At 39.0% G+C, this 18325-nt stretch carries 17 protein-coding genes, 2 tRNA genes and 1 pseudogene; 4 read left to right on the forward strand and 16 right to left on the reverse strand.

Annotation, left to right across the window (positions count from 1 at the left end):
• Positions 1–138: 138 nt before the first annotated feature.
• The 10 genes and pseudogenes from pepF to QM843_RS02865 form a co-directional block, all read right to left on the reverse strand.
• Positions 139–1935: an oligoendopeptidase F gene (pepF, locus tag QM843_RS02820; protein WP_414304464.1), complete on the reverse strand. Its 1797-nt coding sequence runs from the start codon at positions 1933–1935 to the stop codon at positions 139–141.
• 10 nt (positions 1936–1945) lie between these two features.
• Positions 1946–2689: a 16S rRNA (uracil(1498)-N(3))-methyltransferase gene (locus QM843_RS02825; RefSeq protein WP_414304465.1), complete on the reverse strand. Its 744-nt coding sequence runs from the start codon at positions 2687–2689 to the stop codon at positions 1946–1948.
• 1 nt (position 2690) lies between these two features.
• The gene (gene prmA, locus QM843_RS02830; protein WP_101786069.1) at positions 2691–3641 is read right to left on the reverse strand and encodes a 50S ribosomal protein L11 methyltransferase; all 951 of its coding nucleotides are present in this window, start codon (positions 3639–3641) and stop codon (positions 2691–2693) included.
• Positions 3642–3884: 243 nt separating this feature from the next.
• Complete coding sequence (locus QM843_RS02835; protein WP_261068451.1) at positions 3885–4313, reverse strand: NUDIX hydrolase; 429 nt, start codon at positions 4311–4313, stop codon at positions 3885–3887.
• Between the two features lies 1 nt (position 4314).
• Positions 4315–5382: a M50 family metallopeptidase gene (locus tag QM843_RS02840; RefSeq protein WP_414304466.1), complete on the reverse strand. Its 1068-nt coding sequence runs from the start codon at positions 5380–5382 to the stop codon at positions 4315–4317.
• Between the two features lie 18 nt (positions 5383–5400).
• On the reverse strand, positions 5401–5871 hold the full coding sequence (locus QM843_RS02845) for a DUF3013 family protein (RefSeq protein WP_414304467.1): 471 nt from the start codon (positions 5869–5871) through the stop codon (positions 5401–5403).
• A 292-nt stretch (positions 5872–6163) separates the two neighbouring features.
• Positions 6164–6616: a type II toxin-antitoxin system HicB family antitoxin gene (locus QM843_RS02850; protein WP_102211390.1), complete on the reverse strand. Its 453-nt coding sequence runs from the start codon at positions 6614–6616 to the stop codon at positions 6164–6166.
• Positions 6617–6652: 36 nt separating this feature from the next.
• Complete coding sequence (locus QM843_RS02855; RefSeq protein ID WP_001132279.1) at positions 6653–6832, reverse strand: type II toxin-antitoxin system HicA family toxin; 180 nt, start codon at positions 6830–6832, stop codon at positions 6653–6655.
• Between the two features lie 136 nt (positions 6833–6968).
• Positions 6969–7148 (reverse strand): hypothetical protein, encoded by a 180-nt coding sequence (locus tag QM843_RS02860; RefSeq protein WP_414304468.1) that lies wholly within the window; start codon positions 7146–7148, stop codon positions 6969–6971.
• A gap of 164 nt (positions 7149–7312) precedes the next feature.
• A pseudogene (locus QM843_RS02865) lies at positions 7313–7560 on the reverse strand (hypothetical protein).
• 285 nt (positions 7561–7845) lie between these two features.
• Here QM843_RS02865 and QM843_RS02870 point away from each other — a divergent pair.
• The 4 genes from QM843_RS02870 to QM843_RS02885 all read left to right on the forward strand — a co-directional run bounded on the left by QM843_RS02870 (position 7846) and on the right by QM843_RS02885 (position 10454).
• A complete protein-coding gene (locus QM843_RS02870; RefSeq protein ID WP_033606237.1) occupies positions 7846–9117 on the forward strand; it encodes a replication-associated recombination protein A in 1272 nt (423 codons plus the stop codon).
• Positions 9118–9381: 264 nt separating this feature from the next.
• A tRNA-Lys gene (locus tag QM843_RS02875) sits at positions 9382–9454 on the forward strand.
• Between the two features lie 349 nt (positions 9455–9803).
• Positions 9804–10319 (forward strand): DUF308 domain-containing protein, encoded by a 516-nt coding sequence (locus tag QM843_RS02880; RefSeq protein WP_049502460.1) that lies wholly within the window; start codon positions 9804–9806, stop codon positions 10317–10319.
• Positions 10320–10381: 62 nt separating this feature from the next.
• Positions 10382–10454 (forward strand) — tRNA-Lys (locus QM843_RS02885).
• A 140-nt stretch (positions 10455–10594) separates the two neighbouring features.
• Here the strand turns inward: QM843_RS02885 and QM843_RS02890 are convergent.
• The 6 genes from QM843_RS02890 to QM843_RS02915 form a co-directional block, all read right to left on the reverse strand.
• Positions 10595–11683: an AI-2E family transporter gene (locus tag QM843_RS02890; protein WP_004193676.1), complete on the reverse strand. Its 1089-nt coding sequence runs from the start codon at positions 11681–11683 to the stop codon at positions 10595–10597.
• Between the two features lie 9 nt (positions 11684–11692).
• Positions 11693–12982 (reverse strand): DUF308 domain-containing protein, encoded by a 1290-nt coding sequence (locus QM843_RS02895; protein WP_414304469.1) that lies wholly within the window; start codon positions 12980–12982, stop codon positions 11693–11695.
• 740 nt (positions 12983–13722) lie between these two features.
• The gene (locus QM843_RS02900; RefSeq protein WP_153210665.1) at positions 13723–15042 is read right to left on the reverse strand and encodes a glycoside hydrolase family 32 protein; all 1320 of its coding nucleotides are present in this window, start codon (positions 15040–15042) and stop codon (positions 13723–13725) included.
• A gap of 9 nt (positions 15043–15051) precedes the next feature.
• Positions 15052–15897, reverse strand: coding sequence for a carbohydrate ABC transporter permease (locus QM843_RS02905; RefSeq protein WP_194251767.1), 846 nt, complete (start codon positions 15895–15897; stop codon positions 15052–15054).
• Between the two features lies 1 nt (position 15898).
• On the reverse strand, positions 15899–16801 hold the full coding sequence (locus tag QM843_RS02910) for a carbohydrate ABC transporter permease (protein WP_000032530.1): 903 nt from the start codon (positions 16799–16801) through the stop codon (positions 15899–15901).
• Positions 16802–16896: 95 nt separating this feature from the next.
• On the reverse strand, positions 16897–18207 hold the full coding sequence (locus QM843_RS02915) for an ABC transporter substrate-binding protein (RefSeq protein WP_194251766.1): 1311 nt from the start codon (positions 18205–18207) through the stop codon (positions 16897–16899).
• Positions 18208–18325 lie beyond the last annotated feature (118 nt).

The raw sequence follows: 18325 nt of genomic DNA on the forward strand, positions 1-18325 counted from the left end.
TAGGAATTCTTTATTATAAATTTTTAAAATCGATAGATTAGATAAAAAAGCAAACAAAACAGAATTCTGAGTTTCAGATAACTCGTTTTGTTCGCTTTTTTTATTTAAGGTTAGACTTTTGTCCCAGACTCTTTTAATTTACTCTCCCAACTGGGCACTGTAGGCGATAATCTGGTCAACCGTGTCTGACAAAAATTGAATGGTATCACGGAGTGGTTTATCTGTTGAAATATCAGCTCCGATAATCATAGCTGACTCAAGCGGTGTCTTGCTTCCACCTGATTTGAGGAGATTAAGCCAGTCTTCAGCTCCATTCTCAGAGTTTTTAAGATGGAGGTAACCAGCTGTCGAGATGACTAGTCCTGCCGAGTAGGTGTAACTATATAAGCCCATGTAATAGTGAGCTTGGCGCATCCAAGTCAAAGCTGCATCATCATCGATTTCAATGGCATCTCCCCAGAAATCCGTCAAAACTTCCCTCATAATGCTGTTGAGCTTGCTTGCTCCAAAGGTCTCCCCTTCTTCAATCAATGTATACACCTTACGCTGGAAGGCTGCTTCCAAGAGGTGGGTAATAAAGTTATGGAAGTAGGTGTCTGTCAAGCGGTGAGCAAGAGCGAAGCGTTTTTGACGAGGGTCGTCAGATTGGTGCTCCAAGTAATCACTGAGAAGCAATTCATTGAAAGTTGACGGCGCTTCGACATAGTAGGTCGACATGTGAGCATTGAAGTAACTCTGATGATTATCTGAAAAGATGAATTGACCAGAATGCCCGATTTCATGAATCAAGGTATAGACATCGCTCAAACGGCCTGTCCAGCTCATGAGGACATATGGATGAACGCGATATGGATCCGCCGCATAACCACCAGAATCCTTGCCACTGTTGGCAGCAAAGTCCACCCAGCGCTCTTCTTGATAGCGAGCAACTTCCTGACAATATTCTTGTCCCAAAGGTTCTACCGACTTCATGACCAAATCATAGGCGTCGTCAATGGTCACTTCAGGATTGAGGGCACTATCCAAATCCAATTTCCAGTCTGCAAAAGTCATCTTTTCAAGACCATTTACCTTGGCAACATGCTTGAGGTATCTCTGAGCAACGGGTGCAAAATCCTTCATGATGAGGTCAATCTGGCGGTCAAACATGGCACGGTCCACTTCTTGTTCAGCTAGAAGATAGTCAAAAACTGATTCGTAGCCCTTCATATCTGCCAATAGTTTTTCAGACTTAACCTGAGCTAGATAGGCTGCAGCAGCCGTATTTTGGTGCTTACGAAGTCCCTCTGAGAAGGAACGGAAGGATTTCTCACGAACCTCAGCGTCCTCATGATTTTGGTAGAAATTCTCATAAGTAACAAAGCTGTTTTTGTAGGTCTTGCCATGAGCTTCAAAGTCAGCCATTTCAAAATCCCCAGCTCGCATCTTAGTGTAAATATCCTGCGGACTGTAGAAAACTTCACCAAGATTGGTCAAGGCCTTCTCCACATCAGCCCCTAAATAGTGGGCTTTTTTGATTTTGGCCTGACGAATGGCAGCTGTTAAATGTGGCAATTTACCCAAACGGTCTAAGACTTCCCCATCTGCTGCCACCAAGGCATCGTCAAAAAAGGTCAAGGCCACGCTGGCGTCTGTTTCAAATTCCATCCCAGCTTGGGCAATATTGGCAAATTCGTCATTGCTATAGTCTGTCGTCTGAGGCATGAATCCATAGTTACCAATATGGCTCATCTGAATGTAGATTTGTTCCAATTCTGCAAAGGCCTTCTCGAAATCCTCAAAAGTATGAAGATTACCTTTGTAATCACGGCTAAATTGATTGATGTCTTCTCGAGCCTTCTCGATTGCACGTAAGAAATCCTCACGGTCTTGGTATAGGGCTGTTAAATCCCAAAGTTCCTTCTCTGGAAATTCTGAACGGTGTTTTTGTTCCATTTTCTTCCTCTTATTTCTCTAATTCTAATAAAACACTAAGGGCTGATAAGGCATAAAGTGGTGCTGTTTCTGCTCGTAAAATACGAGGACCAAGACCTGCCAAGACTGCTCCCTTAGCTTCGAAACTCTCAATTTCTGCAGGTGAGAGACCACCTTCTGGACCAAAGATAAAGAGCAGTTTGGCTCCTTTTTCAAGACCAGCGACTGCTTGTAAAAGCGCAGCGGCTTCTCCTTCTTTGGCCGACTCTTCATAGGCTACTATGATAGAGTCAAACTGGTCTAGTTGAGCTAGAAAGTCTGATTTTTTCTCAAAAAGCTTGATACTTGGAACAACATTACGCTTACTTTGCTCTGCTGCTCCAAGGGCAATTTTTTCTAGTTTTTCAACCTTTTTACCCAATTTCTTGCCATCCCATTTGGCAACTGACCAATCGGCAGGAAAGGCCCAGATTTGACTGGCACCTAGTTCCGTCACTTTTTGCGTAATGAACTCCAGCTTGTCCCCCTTGGGAAATCCAGATGCAATGGTCACTTGAACGGGTAGTTCCACATTGTCAGCTAACTCTTCAACCAACTCAAACTGACGATTTTCTACATCCAGCACACGCGCCAAGCGCTTAATTCCATCATCAAAGACCAAAGTAACCCCATCATCTTCTTTCAAGCGCATAACCTGAAACATATGCTTGCTGGTTTCCTTGTCCTCGATGGTGACAGGAGAGACAGCACTGCCTTTGACAAAATACTGCTGCATGCTAGCCTCCAATCACACCGGAAATATCCTTGGTTTTCTTAAAGACACAGGCATTCCATTCCCCTTGAACCATGTGAGTTTCGAGGAAAAATCCAGCTGACTCAGCTGACTCTCGCACCATGTCCCACTTGTCCTTGATAATCCCACTCATGATGAGATAGCCTTCATCCTTGACCAAGCGGTAAGCATCCTCCGTCAGATGAATAAGGATATCCGCCAAGATATTAGCCACGATGACATCTGCTTCAATCTCAACACCCTTGAGCAAGTCTCCAGCAGCTACATGGATATTTTCCATACCAGGGTTGAGTTCAATATTTTCCTGAGCAACACGAACTGCCACATCATCTAGATCATAGGCGAAAATTTCCTTAGCACCAAGTAGCGAGCTAGCAATAGAGAGGACGCCTGATCCAGTCCCCACATCTAGCACTGTTTCCCCACCACGAAGAATCTGTTCCAAGGCAAAGAGGCTCATCTTAGTTGTTGGATGCGTCCCAGTACCAAACGCCATACCTGGATCCAGCTTGATAATCTTTTCTCCCGCAGTCGCCTCATAGTCTGTCCAAGACGGCACGATGGTCAAGTCATGAGTGATACGAGCGGGTTCATAGTATTTCTTCCAATTGTCAGCCCAATCTTCCTCAGCCAAGGCAGTTGTCCCCATCTTGACCTCTCCCAAATCCATAAAATCTGTCAATTCTGCTAAGCGAGCCTGCAAGTCCGCCTCAACCACTGCTACATCAACCGTGTCAGGGTAGTAGGCAGTCACTACAATTTCTTCTTGCTGCTCGACCTCTGGGAAAATCTCACCAAAGCGGTCAACATTTCCCACATAGTCCATGCTGTCTTCAATCGCAACACCTTGCGCTCCCAGCTCAATCAAGAGATTGGAAACCAACTCCTCTCCCTCACGCTTAACTGTAACTTTTAACTCTTGCCATGTTTCCATAATTAAGATACCAAGCCCGTAAAACACAAAGCCAAAATAGGAACTTCTCTGAAGACGCTTCTGTCTAAGAGAAGTTTATACTCAATGAAAATCAAAGAGCAAACTAGGAAACTAGCCGCAGGCTGTACTTGAGTACGGCAAGGCGACGCTGACGTGGTTTGAATTTGATTTTCGAAGAGTATTATCTTTTTGGCACAGTGTTTAGGGCGAGTTCAGTTTAGAAATTTAACTGAACCATCCTTTCTAATCACTTACTTTTAAATAATCTTTTAATCTCTCTTGCAACTGAGGCACAACTTGACTGGAACTAAGAAATTCCTCAACATTCACCAGCTGATAACCCTGTCCTTCATCACCAAAGGTGATATTGTCAAACTGTTCTTGACTTAGCTGACCAACCATAAAGACATAGTGCCGACCTTCATAGAGCATACTTGGATAAACCCTACTCCAAAGCAGACAATCATCAGTCAGATGAATTCCCAGTTCTTCATAAACTTCACGCGCCACGCACTCAAAAGGACTTTCATCGCCCTCACGTCCACCACCTGGCAGTTCCCACATATTGGGCCAGGGAATGCTCGCCTTATCATCGCGTAAGATAGTCAATAGCTTATCCCCACAAAATAAAGCAATCTTACAGCCTGTGAAATCAGAAATTTCTATTTCCATATTAGACTCCTTCGGTTAATTCCTTCTCCAGCTCGGCTAACCAGTTTTGATAATAGATTTTCTCATCCCGTAATATCCGGCTGCTATTCATTTTATGTCTAGCAATCTTCATAGCCTTGTGAGTTTGAACTACATCTTTCTTTACCTTAAATTGATACCAAGCTTGAATGACCTGCATATCTGCTGTTTTTAGAGATAAAAAGGATTTGACCCCTCGAATACTTGCATATTCTTCCGCTTTCTTATTATCTCCTTCTATCAGAGCAATTTGAAGAAGGTATAATTGAGAAATAGTTTTAGACATTGGATTATCTGTTTTCTCTAGCACAGACTGAAACTGTTGCTTTGCAAGCTCTATATTATCATCCAATATGAATACCAATCCCTGAAGAGTCTGAACACTTTCTGCAAAACTCCCTCTCACATCCTCATCAACAGGCATGATAAAGTCTTTTAAATCATATTCTTTAGGAGCTAGCAAGGTCTGAGCAGAATGCCTCAACATCAAGTAGGCGTATTTCGTATTTTCAGGGTGTTGTAGCAATTCCCAAATTTTTGCTCCATCGGTGATGCCGACTGGCAAAATGTTATTTAAGAAGAAAGAGAAATTAAGAAAAATCCAAGTTCCTGCAAAATACCATCTTCTTGTCAAAAATCCAAACACTATCGCCAATAATATCAAGCTGAGATGAACTATCAAGCCTCCTGAAAGCATCAGGATGATTCTTTGATCGCTTTCATCCTCTTTTAAACCAATGTATTGAGCACCAACATTTTTCAGAATGGCTGTTCTACTAAGATGAAACCTGCCTGACTTTTTGGTTAAAAGAAAGTTCCCTAATCCAAAAGCCACCAGACGATAGCCTGTCAGATAGCCACAAAAAGCATGTCCCATCTCATGAAGAATAAAGATTAAATACATGCTTAGAAGAGCGAAGGCATAACCAAAAGTAAAGACTAGAACTGCGGAATACCCCAACTCTGCAAATGCGATTGTTCCACAAGCACAAGCCAGCATAATAAAGACAACAGCTAGCACATAAACCAAATAAATCCCAATTTTCTTCATAAAATCTCCAACCAACTCCTAGTATCTCGGATAAGGATAAAATTCTCCTTCTTCCAAGCCAACTTTTCCTTCTTCAAAGACTTCTTGGTTCCATTCCATGACGAATTCTTCTGCTCCTGGGTCTTCCAAAAAGTCCATAAGGGCATCTAGTCCAACCTCGGCAGTATCTTTAAGGAATAGCGCAAAATAAGCTAAAAATTCGCGAGAAAAGCCTTTTTTAGGCAAGTAAGGGATGACAGTCAAATAGTCTTCCTCATTGACTGTTGATTTGGCAGGATTGTAAAAAAGCACTGCTTCTTCAAAGAGAATGTCATCTGATGAAACCTCTCCATCTTCATCCACCATCTCCACACCTGCAGCATTTTGCGCTTCCAATAGAAAACTCACTTCAACCGCGTGGTTACGCTTGTCCCAACTAATCTCAAAGTCAAAGGGAAAGTTCTTCTCCAACTCTTCCTCTAAAACATCTAAAAATCCATATGTTGCCATTTTGTCCTCTTTCTATGCGACTTTTAAATCGCCCCGATTGCTCGGAAATATGCTAAAATAGATACTACCATCTTACCACAAAATTATTTTATGTCCTAATTATACCATATTACCTCATTTAAACCCTTGGTATTAGTGATTTTCTTAAAAGTCTGATTTCTTTATTTTTCCTGAAAAATCAATATAAAAAGCCCTCAAAAGGGCTAAGAAACCTATAAAATCAATAGACAAGTAACCAGCACAATTAGGAGTGCTTTTTTTATTGACTATTCCCACGATATCACACTTAATCTTATGCTTGTATTTTCTTATCTGCAATAGCGTCTGTCAAAGTCTGAGAAAAGTTAAGTCCCATTTCTCGTCCCAACTTATCTGCCCATCTTGGTATGGTCAAGGTCTTTTTAATTGGTTCTTGACTTCCTAAGTACTCTGATACGTCAACAGACACCATAGAAATAAAAGATTTATCAAGGTCATAGGTTGACACGAAATCTTCATCATCTTTAAAAGGATCATTATCAATTAAAGACAAGCTATTGATATCTGATGGCTGGGGCAAATCTTCATCATTCTCTATCAAATCTGCAACAGTTATGCCTAACCACTCCGAACCCATAGCCAGAGCCTCAGAAATCCCCTCTCCTTGTGTAGCTGAGTATTCAAAATCCGGGAAATGAACAAAATAAGTCGCTTTTACACCATCTGTATCATCATAATAAAATAAAGCTGGATATGTCACTAACATTTCACTACCTCCATATCAAAAAGCAGGGGCTGAATTTCACAACCCAGCTTGCTTTCTTATCCCTCTTTCAGTGTACTTATTCAGTTCACCATGAGGAATTGTGATAGGTCTTTCCCCTTGCTTCTCCATTTTAATATGGGAACCTTTACCGCCTTTGGTTTTTATCCAACCATGAGCCGTAAGGAGTTTGACCATCTCTTTTTGTGTCATAGGCATAGCGCTTTTACCTCCTGACAACACCATTATAACACGTGCTACACGTATTGTAAAGGAGTGATACGTATTATTCTCTTATACCAAAAAGCTCTTAGATGTGGTTCTAAGGGTAGCCAATTTATTCATACCCATTTTTCTAATGAGTAGTAAATACTGCTTCTTTATCAAGCAATTCATCATCTGTATAGTCAATTGTAAAAGTATCTCGATTTAAGACAGACTGAGGCGGAGTTGAATGAATCATAGGAACACTGCGTACCCTATACTTTTTATATCCAATTTTTACAAACTGATACTCTTCGAAAATCAAATTCAAACCACGTCAACGTCGCCTTACCGTACTCAAGTACAGCCTACGGCTAGTTTCCTAGTTTGCTCTTTGATTTTCATTGAGTATGATTAACTCTCAAGTCTTCGAAATCAGGATTTTCAACAGTTATTACAAGAAGACGACTTACTACTTTAAAAACACCAATTATTCTATTTTTCATATTTTTCCAATTCATAATTATTTAGAATGAACTTCTTGGTAAGCAAAATCAAGTTTAGATTTAATGTTTTCGTACAAATCTAAAATTTCTTTTGGAGTATCTTCACGGAAGATAAATTTTCTTTTTCCTGAGATAGCTTTATCACTAAGAATCCAATGACGAATTTGTTTTGTAAAAATCAAAACTTCCTAACTTGGTAATTCCATTATTTCCACTCCTTATCACCTCTATTTTCATTATAGTTCATACAATGACATTTAGCAATATTATTTCTCAAGTCAGCACTTCCACTTCTTTAGGCTCAACTATCATATTTTGAGCTTTAAGGAAAATCAATTCTCTCATGCTGATGCCCCTCCTCATTAAATTAAATAGTCAAAAAGATTCTATCTCACACCCTGAATATTACAAAACCATTGAAATATCACAACTAATAGGCTAGAATGGACATAGTAAGATATATTAGATGAGTCATTCTACTCAAAAAATATGACACTAAAATCCACGCTAGAAAGGACTGCTATGCCAGACAATCTCGCGCTTCGCATGCGCCCTAAAACCATCGACCAGGTCATTGGTCAGGAACATCTGGTCGGACAAGGAAAAATCATCCGCCGCATGGTGGAAGCCAACCGCCTGTCTTCCATGATTCTTTATGGACCTCCTGGAATCGGCAAAACCAGTATTGCCTCTGCCATCGCTGGAACAACAAAGTATGCCTTTCGAACTTTCAATGCGACAGTTGATAGTAAAAAGCGACTGCAAGAAATCGCTGAGGAAGCAAAATTCTCTGGTGGTCTCGTCCTATTACTAGACGAGATTCACAGACTAGATAAAACCAAGCAAGACTTCCTCTTGCCTCTCTTGGAAAGTGGTCTGGTCATCATGATTGGCGCTACGACTGAAAATCCTTTCTTCTCTGTCACTCCTGCCATTCGTAGCCGTGTTCAAATTTTTGAGTTGGAACCTCTGTCTAACCAAGACGTCAAAGAGGCCCTGCAGATAGCTCTAAGTAACCCTGAGCGTGGTTTTGATTTTCCAGTAGAACTAGATGAGGATGCGCTGGATTTCATTGCTACCTCTACAAACGGAGACCTTCGCTCTGCCTTTAACTCACTGGACTTGGCTGTTCTTTCTACCCCTGAGAATGACGAGGACATCCGCCATATCACTCTAGACATCATGGAAAATAGCCTTCAGAGAAGCTACATTACCATGGATAAGGATGGGGATGGACATTATGACGTACTCTCAGCCCTGCAAAAGTCCATACGAGGTTCGGATGTCGATGCCAGTCTTCACTATGCTGCTCGCTTGATTGAGGCTGGTGATTTGCCAAGTCTCGCTCGTCGTTTGACTGTTATCGCTTATGAAGATATCGGTTTGGCCAATCCTGAAGCCCAGATTCACACTGTGACTGCTCTGGATGCTGCCCAAAAGATTGGTTTTCCCGAAGCTCGCATCCTCATTGCCAACGTCGTGATTGATTTGGCTCTTTCTCCAAAATCCAACTCAGCCTATGTAGCTATGGATAAGGCACTTGCTGACCTCAAAACATCAGGGCACTTGCCTATTCCGCGGCACCTGCGTGATGGGCACTACAGCGGAAGCAAGGAACTGGGGAATGCCCAAGACTATCTCTATCCACACAACTATCCTGGAAATTGGGTCAAGCAAGACTATCTACCAGAAAAAATTCGTAATCATCACTATTTCCAAGCAGAAGATACTGGTAAATATGAACGGGCTTTGGCTCAAAGAAAGGAAGCTATCGACCGTTTGCGAAAAATCTGAAATCCTTTTCAAAAAATTGCGCTTTCCTCTTGATTTTTTTCGAAAAAGTGGTATCATATAAACATAGAAACGCTGTGGTGTACGACTTCACACTTAAGTGTTGACCGACTATTTTTTGTATTATTAGGGAAACAAAAGTCTTCTAACAGCATGTAGGCCGTCTCACACGGAAACAGCTTCAGTTAGAGCGAGTTGCCCACCTGCTTAATTGCGCGGGTTCAATACAAACCGTGAAGTTTCGGCACCAATACAGCTTTTTTCTTTGCCTCCTTAGCTCAGCTGGCAGAGCAGCGGACTCTTAATCCGTGGGTCACAGGTTCGATCCCTGTAGGGGGCATCTAAATACAACAGGAAAAAGCCTTGTAAATCAAGGCTTTTTTTGCTTGTCTATAACTGATTTACCCCATCATTTGTCCCACATTTTAAATCTATCTTTTCTTTTTGAATCAAATTACATCTTTACAAATAGTGTAAAGCCAGTTACTTTTGCTTTGATTCCATACAATATTTTCATGTAGAGAAGACAAATTTTATCTTCTCTTTTTATTTTCAAAATAATAAAAACTGATTTTCTTTTCATGAATCAGACCGAAACTTCCAAATTGTTTATTTATTTTATTTACATTTTCTATAAAAAGAGGTAAAATAGTTTCACAATCAAAATATACTATATAAGGGGTATTGAAATGAAATTTTCCAATCGTTTACTGCTATTCCTTGCAGGAGTTGTTTTTGTCCTTTTAGGACTTTTCCTATTTACAAACCCAGTAGCTAATCTTGTTGCTTACAGCTGGTGGATTGCATTTGGTTTACTGGTTGCTTCTATAGCAGCTATTTTAGGCTATTTCTCTGTACCAAAAGTGCTTCGCTCACCAGCTCATCTTTTCCAAGGGATTGTTAATCTTCTCTTAGCTCTTTACCTCGTTGCCTATGGCTTTGTGACGCTGCCAGTTGTCATTCCAACTATTTTAGGAATTTGGTTAATTGTAGAAGCCATTATAGCTTTCTTTAAAGGCAATCGTCTGGGATTGATTTTCCCTATTATTGGCAACCATATCATGTGGATAGCGTTGCTTGCATTTTTACTAGGTCTAGTGATTTTGTTCAATCCAGTAGCTACAAGTGTCTTTGTCGTTTATGTCGTTGCCTTTGCATTTTTAATTGTTGGTTTCACCTATATCCTTGATGCCTTTCGTAAATAATCTAGCTGCCATTTTGGGCATATTAAAATAGCTGGGAAGTTACATTCTCAGCTTTTTCTGTTGCCTCCTTAGCTCAGTTGGTAGAGCAGTAGACTCTTAAGCTATGGGGCGCAGGTTCGAGCCCTGCAGGGGGCACATCTAAATCAACAGAAATAAGCCTTGAAACCAAGGCTTTTTTTAACGTCTAATAGCTTTTTGTAGAAAAGTATTTAAAAATAAAAGAGAAGAGAATCTCTCACTCTCTTCTCAGTATATCTTATTAAATTTAGTTTTTCTTAATCTACCTGATTTTCCTTTGCAACGACAAATTCTTTAACCAGTCGATAGATAACAGCAAATACGGGGGTAAAGAATATCATTCCAAGTAAGCCAAAGAGATTGCCTCCAATACTAGCAGCCGCAAGCGTGAAAATAGCTGGTAAACCAATAGACTGACCTACAACTCTAGGATAAATAAGGTTTCCTTCAATCAGCTGTATAACTTGATATAGAAGAAGAGAAAGTAAGGCTTGAGTAGGACTCACTGTGAAGATAAAAATCGCTCCCACAACACAAGCAATCATAGGCCCTACATAAGGAATGAACGATAGCACTCCTGCAAAGATACCTGTCATTACTCCATAGGGTATCCCAAACACGCTGTAACCAACCGCTATCATAACTCCTATGATAACTGCTTCAATCAGCTGACTCATCAAAAATTGGTCATAAGTCTCTAGTGCTACTTGTCCAATGTAAGTCAACTTTATCACCACCTTCTCTGGAAGAAAAACTTTTAGAAGTCGACTCGTCATCGCTGCCAAATGTTCCTTACTGGATAAAAATAAAAAGGTGAAGACTATAATCAAAAAGGCATTCATCAAACTTGAAAAAATATTGCCGATATTACTAGTCAGACCTGATAAAAAACCTATCAAAGCTTGGCTAATAGAACTAGATTGTCCCTGTATGCCTGATACGATAGTTGACAACATGTCTTTGGTTACAAATTCCGAGCTGCCTAGCAATTTCCCAAGTTGAGTAAGGACTGTTGAAAGGACTGTTCCCAGCTGACTAATAGTCTGGGCTAGGGTTGGCAGCACCAAAACCAAAAGAGCAATCACGATTAAGATAAGAGCTAGGAAAACAAGTACCATGGCAATCGGACGACGCAACTCTGCCTTTACCTTCAATTTAACTAAGTACTGTTCAATTTTTTTCATAGGAACATTAAGCACAAAAGCAATAACAGCACCATAAATCAAGGTTGATATTACATCAAAGAGAGAGATTGCTCCTGATATAAAGCTCGATGCATTCAGAATTACAAGAGCAACCAGCCCTATAAAAAGGATTAACGGAGTATATTTTTTAACTAAGTTCATAAATTCTCCTTAATAAACATGTTTAGATACGACTATACTATTTGGTTTTTCAAACTCTCGATTAAGGTAGGCTTGGTAAGTTCCTGGAGCGATAAATCCTTTGGGTGAGAGGATATCGGTGCCAGCCTGACCGACTATGGTATCAGCCAAGAGCACACAGTTTGTAGATAAGACAAAGTAGGATTTAAACTTAGATTTGATAAATTTATAAAGTTCCCCATCTGTCTCATGTCTGATTTTATAAGCGTAGGTGTAGTCTTCCTTACCATCACCTGTCATGATTTTATCTGCACTTGGCTCCCATGGAATCGTCAGTTGTTTCAATTCAGCCAACTTTTTCTGAACTGCTTTTTCCATTTCAGGCGTCAAATCTATCCCATAACCAAAAAGCGTTTTTTGACTCTCACGTTTACATAGGTCAATGTACTTGTCACGATCACAGAAATATAAGACACCATCTCCTACCATGCCAAATAAGGTCTCAGAAGACGGATCATAGTTGCCATAAGAAATAACACGGCCTTGATAGCAGATATCCACATGACCAATTGCCGAAAACAGAGAGGTCTCAGCTGTATGAACAAAAATTTCAAGCTCCGCTGTCTTACCAGACTTCACCATTCCAAGATGGATATCCTCTCTCTCATCAGCATTTTCCTGCATGAATTTGTTGATTTTTGCTAAAGTTCTTGCAGGGATGAGAGCGGCTAGGACAATAGGTAAGCTAATTCTAATGCGACGTTTGAGATGGTTTTTCCCAATTTCCTCCTCAAACAAGAAACCATCACGGATATTGGACACACCATAAAGGAAAAAATAAGCCCCTAATACAAAGAGTTGAAAGACAGAATTTCCTGTAGAGGACAAAAGACTAGTCCCACCAAGAAAAACTAGTACGAGTCCATCTAGTAAGAGACGAAAACGAGGTCGAATTTTGTTTTTGCGGTAGAGAACATAGGTGACAAGGTTAATACTAGCATGAAAAATCTGATAAACTCCAATCACAAGAGCCAAAATATAAATCGGCACATCCGTCGCAAGATTGGAGCCAAGCAAATATCCCAGCACTAACAATTTAACCAGTGCAACTCCCAAGGTATCCGTTGACTGGCTTTTTTTGAAAACTCTTAATAGCAAATCTAAGACCGTTGCTATCCAAGCTAAAAACAGAACCAGTCGAATAACCTTTACTGGCAACCAAGTCCCCGTGACCATCAAGATGAGACCTAGCAGAACAAACAAGAACCCCTGAGCAAGTAATTTCTTACCTGTCAGACCTAAAGATAGAATTTTTTCCATATAAAAACCTTTCAACAATAAAAATTAAACACTCCGATTAAACTGACTAGTAAATAGCCAACACTACAAACAGCCTGTGCCAGCAACATATGGTGACTAGAAATGACTGTAGTAATGTCACCATCTTGTCTTATGCACTTCTAAAATTTGTTATATTGATTAGAAACCAGAGCTTATAAAAACTAGCTAAACTCGAGAGATAGACACAATTGCGACGAAAAAATGTATAACCAATTCAACTTGTTAAGGTAAGAAAGCATTATTTCCAATCTATTAATTATGCATCTATTACCTATTATGACACAATATTCCCTATAGTTCAACTTTTTACTTGTTTTTATATTACACGGACTAAAAAGTTTTCAACAGTTGATTGCATTTGTTTTAATAAGTTTTAACCTTTCTTGGTTAGATAAAAAAAGAACCATACAGTTTAGAATCTGTATGGTTTTTGCCCCACTTTTGTCCCATTTTTAAATCATGACATTGAAAATACCTAAAATCACTTATATTTCAATATTTTTAATTGCTCTCAATATGAAAGTCCTTTCCAAATCCCTGTAGGGGGCATCTAAATCAACAGGAAAAGCCTTAAAATCAAGGCTTTTTTTCTTGTCTCAAACGGCTTCCTCCTCAAGTATAAAAGCATCTTTTCGCCTTCTCTACTATCTAATCAAACAAAAAAATCTCTTTCAACATTTATAGAAAGAGATTTTTCTTTAGGAGAAATAACTTAATTTTTAATCGATTCGTGATAGCTCAGCTGGCACTGTTAAGTAATAGGTTGCCGTCAAGCTTGCTTCACCTTGATTGACAAAAATCTCGATGGAATTTTTATCTAGAACAACTTCCAATTCTTTAGCTTCAATATCTACATACCGTCGACTAGTGTCCTGTTCTTCTTCACCTAGAATTTTTTGAACAAGATGGCTACGATCAATGTAAACTTGCTGCGCATTACTGTCATAACCAAATTCAAGATAATCTGTATCATTTCCTAAGTGGTAATGACAATCTTTATCTATTTGGATTTGATATTGGCCTTTTTTAACAGGGAATTGTCTTAGTTTGCCATCTTCCAATCTTAGAATTCTAGGTAAAGTCATGGCACATGCCCATTTGTGTTCTTGGTCATGGGTTGGAAGGGTACGCCCCCATGTCTGCATCCAAGCAATCAGGATACGACGATTTTGATCGTCCAACAATGTTTGAGGCGCATAGAAGTCTTGGCCATGATCAATTTCTTGAACTGATTCTGGGATAAAACGTTTTTCTCCCCAATCTACCTTACCCGTGAACAAAACCGATGAGTTGATGTTATGATATGAGTCTCCCTCACGCTGATAACGCATGGGTGACATAATAAGGCAATCCTTCCCATCTAACTCAAAGTAATCTGGGCATTCCCACATAAAGCCTTGGTGTTCTACCCCTTTTAAAAAAATGGATTCGAACTGCCATTCTACTAGGTTATCGGACCCTAGTAGAACGATACAGCCCACATTATCCTTGTGTTTGGCAGCTACTACGGAGTAATAGCGTCCATCTTTTTCAAAGAGTTTTGGATCACGGAAATCAGCAGCAATTAACTCATCTGGCAAATCTGCTCCAGTTGCAACTGGATTTTGTTCAATCTTTTCAAAGTGAATCCCGTCATCTGAAAATGCTATATTTTGTACTTGACGAACACCGGTTTCTTCTTCGATGTGACCAGTATACATGAGCCAGAGGCGATCGTCTTTGACGATAGCTGATCCTGAGAAGCAACCATTGCGGTCGTAGTCTTGGTCAGGAGCAAGTGCCACTGGCAAGTGCTCCCAAGTCACCAAGTCCTTACTTTTAGCATGACCCCAGTGCATAGGCCCCCAAACACTATCATAAGGATAGAATTGATAAAAGAGATGGTATTCTCCACGAAAATAGACAAATCCATTTGGATCATTGATCCAACCAATCTCAGCTGAAAAATGTTCTTCAGGCTTATACTGAGTATTTACGAGATGTTTATTTTCTGCTATAAAACGATTGGCTTTTTCTACTGTAAATGTTTTATTTATCATAAGTATATCCTATTTTATTCCAGTTCCGGAACCACCTAGACCTTGAACAATATATTTCTGAGCGACTACATAGACCAAAATCAACGGAATCGTTGAAATAGTTAATACAGCCATTACCTGATTGATATAAACTGGTTGAGTTGTATTAATAGTTGTAATTGCAACCTGCATTGAAAATTTAGAAGAATCTGTCAAAACCATCAATGGCCAAATATAATCATTCCAGCTTGAAATAAATGATAAAACGCCAACTGTGGCAACTGCAGGTTTAGACATTGGAAGCATAATTTTAAAGAAAATTCTAACGATACTTGCTCCGTCCATCTTTGCAGACTCAAGAATCTCTTCTGGAATTGCAATAAAGAAATTCCTAAATAAGTAAATATTAAATACACTCGCCAATCCTGGAATAATAACTGCAAGACGATTATTGACCAAACCTAAGGAATTGATAATGGTAAATTGTGGAATTAACACAGTTTCTACTGGAATAATAAGTAAAGCAAGTAAGAAACCAAATAAAATTTTCTTACCTGAAAAATTGACTTTTGCAAAAGCGAAACCGGCCAGTGCATTGACAATAATAGAACCAATAGCAAACGTTCCAGCATAAAAAATGCTGTTCCCTAGATAGGTAAAAATACTAAATCGCTCAAATACTTCCTGATAAGGTTTAAACCAATCAGCGGGATTTAAACTTGGTAAGAAGGCTTGCCAACTAGTTAAATTTTTATAAACATCCGCTTCTGGCTTCATGGCTGAAACTACCATCCAAACCATAGGAAAAAGGAAGAGTCCTGCCAATAGGGTTAACAGAATATATTCTAAGATTGTTGTTGGTTTAAATCGTTTCATCTTAGTCATCCTCCTTCAGAACGCGACGTTGCACTAAGCTAATCATACCAATTAACGTTGTAAATACTAAAGCGATTGAGCTAGAATATCCTACAAGACGATCAGTAAAACCTTGTTGATAAATATAGTACACCATAGTAATTGTTGAGTTTAATGGCCCACCTTGCGTCATAACCATTGGTTGTACAATTAGCTTAAAAGCAGAAATTAAAGTTGTTAACAATACAAACAGGGCTGTTGGTTTTAGTAGGGGCATCGTGATATAACGAAACTGAGCCCATTTTGAGAATCCATCTAATTCAGCAGCTTCATAGACATCTTGTGGAATATTCTGCATTCCTCCTAAAAATAAAAGCATCTGATAACCTGCACCCTGCCAAGCAGAAACAAAAACAATTGCATACATAGCTTGTTTAGGACTAGTCAAGAAAGGTTGAGAAGCAATACCTACCTTATTTAAAATAGCATTTAATAAGCCACTATTTGGATTTAAAAGATAAAGCCAAAGAATAGAAATAACTACCAAGGACATGACAACTGGAGCAAAAAAAGCCACTTTAAAAAACATATTCCCTTTGCGCTTTTTATTAACAATCAAAGCCATTCCTAAGGCCGCTCCCAATTGAACTGGAATAATCCAAACAACAAATTTCAACGTATTCAAGAAGCTCTTTAAGAAAATCGGATCCTTTATTAATCGAATAAAATTTTCAAGTCCAACAAATTTTCTTTCATCTGGTGTCAACAAATAATAATCTGTAAAAGCGTAATAAATGACCATTCCAACTGGAATTACTAAAAAGATACCTAATAAAATTAAAGCTGGAGCTAAAAAACTATAACCTAGTATGTTATCCTTTATTTTTTCACGTCTTTTTGTATCCACAACAGTTTCTTTACTCATATCCATCTCCTTTAATCATATATATCAAACTAGGCTATTAACAAGAAAGGGGAAGGTAGTTCCAAACATTTTCCTTCCTCCTTCCTTTTTACAGATTATTTGAGTGACTGATCAATAGCAGTTTGCATTTCTTTTGTACGAGTATCCAAGACTTTTTGCACATTTGGATTTTCTTCATAATAGCTGATATCTTGCATCGCTTGTTGAAAAGCTCTAGAAACCTGAGGATATGCTACGACAACTGGGCGAGCATGAGCTGTTTTTGAATTTTGTTCCATCAAGAAACGCATTGGTTCGGACACTTTATCTTTGATATTTTCAATTGTAGATTTACGAATCGGAAGGACCGAATTCCCCAAGCTAATAATTTCACTTGATTCTGTATTTGTAGCAAATTTAACAAATTCAGATGCTGCCTCTTTTTTATCAGATTTTGTCGTAACAGCTAATTGCCAACTACCTGAAGGGGATACTAATTTTTTCGTCTTACTAGATACTGGGTAAGGAAGGATACCAAAATCAATATCTTTGTAGTTTACATTCATGTCAGCAATCGTCCAAGAACCACTCAAAAGCATTGGATACTCTCCTGTTTCAAAACCTTTTTCGACTGGACTAACAGTTGTATAACCTTCTTTTACAAGATTTTGAATGAATTGAACTGCTTCTACACTCTCTTTTGAGTTGAAGTATCCTTCTGCCTTTGTTCCATCTTCGTTTACGACAGAACCATTATTTGACCAAATCAACGGCATATAAGCATATGGTAACATTTCATCGTTTGAATTAATACGAAAATCAATTGCCGGTTTGTTATAATGATCTTTCAATTTTTTAGCAATCGTATTAAATTCATCCCATGTCCATGGCTTTTCTAGCGTTGGAAGCTCTGATTCCGCAATTCCGGCCTCTTTGAACATTTTTTTGTTGTAATAAACACCAACATTCGATTCAGAAAATCCAAATGCATAGAATTTGCCATCATAAGTTCCTTGTTGTTTAATACTGTCCAAAACATCATCCATATTATTATCTTTTAGATAATCATCTAGCGGAGTAATCACTTTAGATTTTGCATAAGCTGCCGTATTTGGTCCATCAAGGGTAATAACATCTGGAAGACTATTAGTCGTGATAGCAGCATTAACCTTGTCTTCATATCCTCCACCACTACCACTACGAGGAATATACTCAGTTACAACTTTGTACTTACTTTTTCCTGATTGATTAAAGTTGTCAACAACTTTTTGCCAAGCTTTTCCTTCATTGGTTTCGTCAGAGAATTGTACCCAGACTTTAATATCATTTGAAGAACTCGCTTGTTTTGAGTTAGTTCCTCCACTACAACCTGCAAGTATAGCTAACGATAGCCCCGCAACAACAGATAACATTGTACCTTTACGCATCATTTTCCTCCTTTTTGAAACGTTTCATTTTTATTTATTTTTTAAACAAGCTTCTAGCCTGTTTTTGAAACGTTTCATTTGTTGATTATATTATAACAGCGCTTTCATTAATTGTCAA

It is taken from the genome of Streptococcus mitis, from assembly GCF_047463435.1.
Classification (GTDB): domain Bacteria; phylum Bacillota; class Bacilli; order Lactobacillales; family Streptococcaceae; genus Streptococcus; species Streptococcus mitis_DS.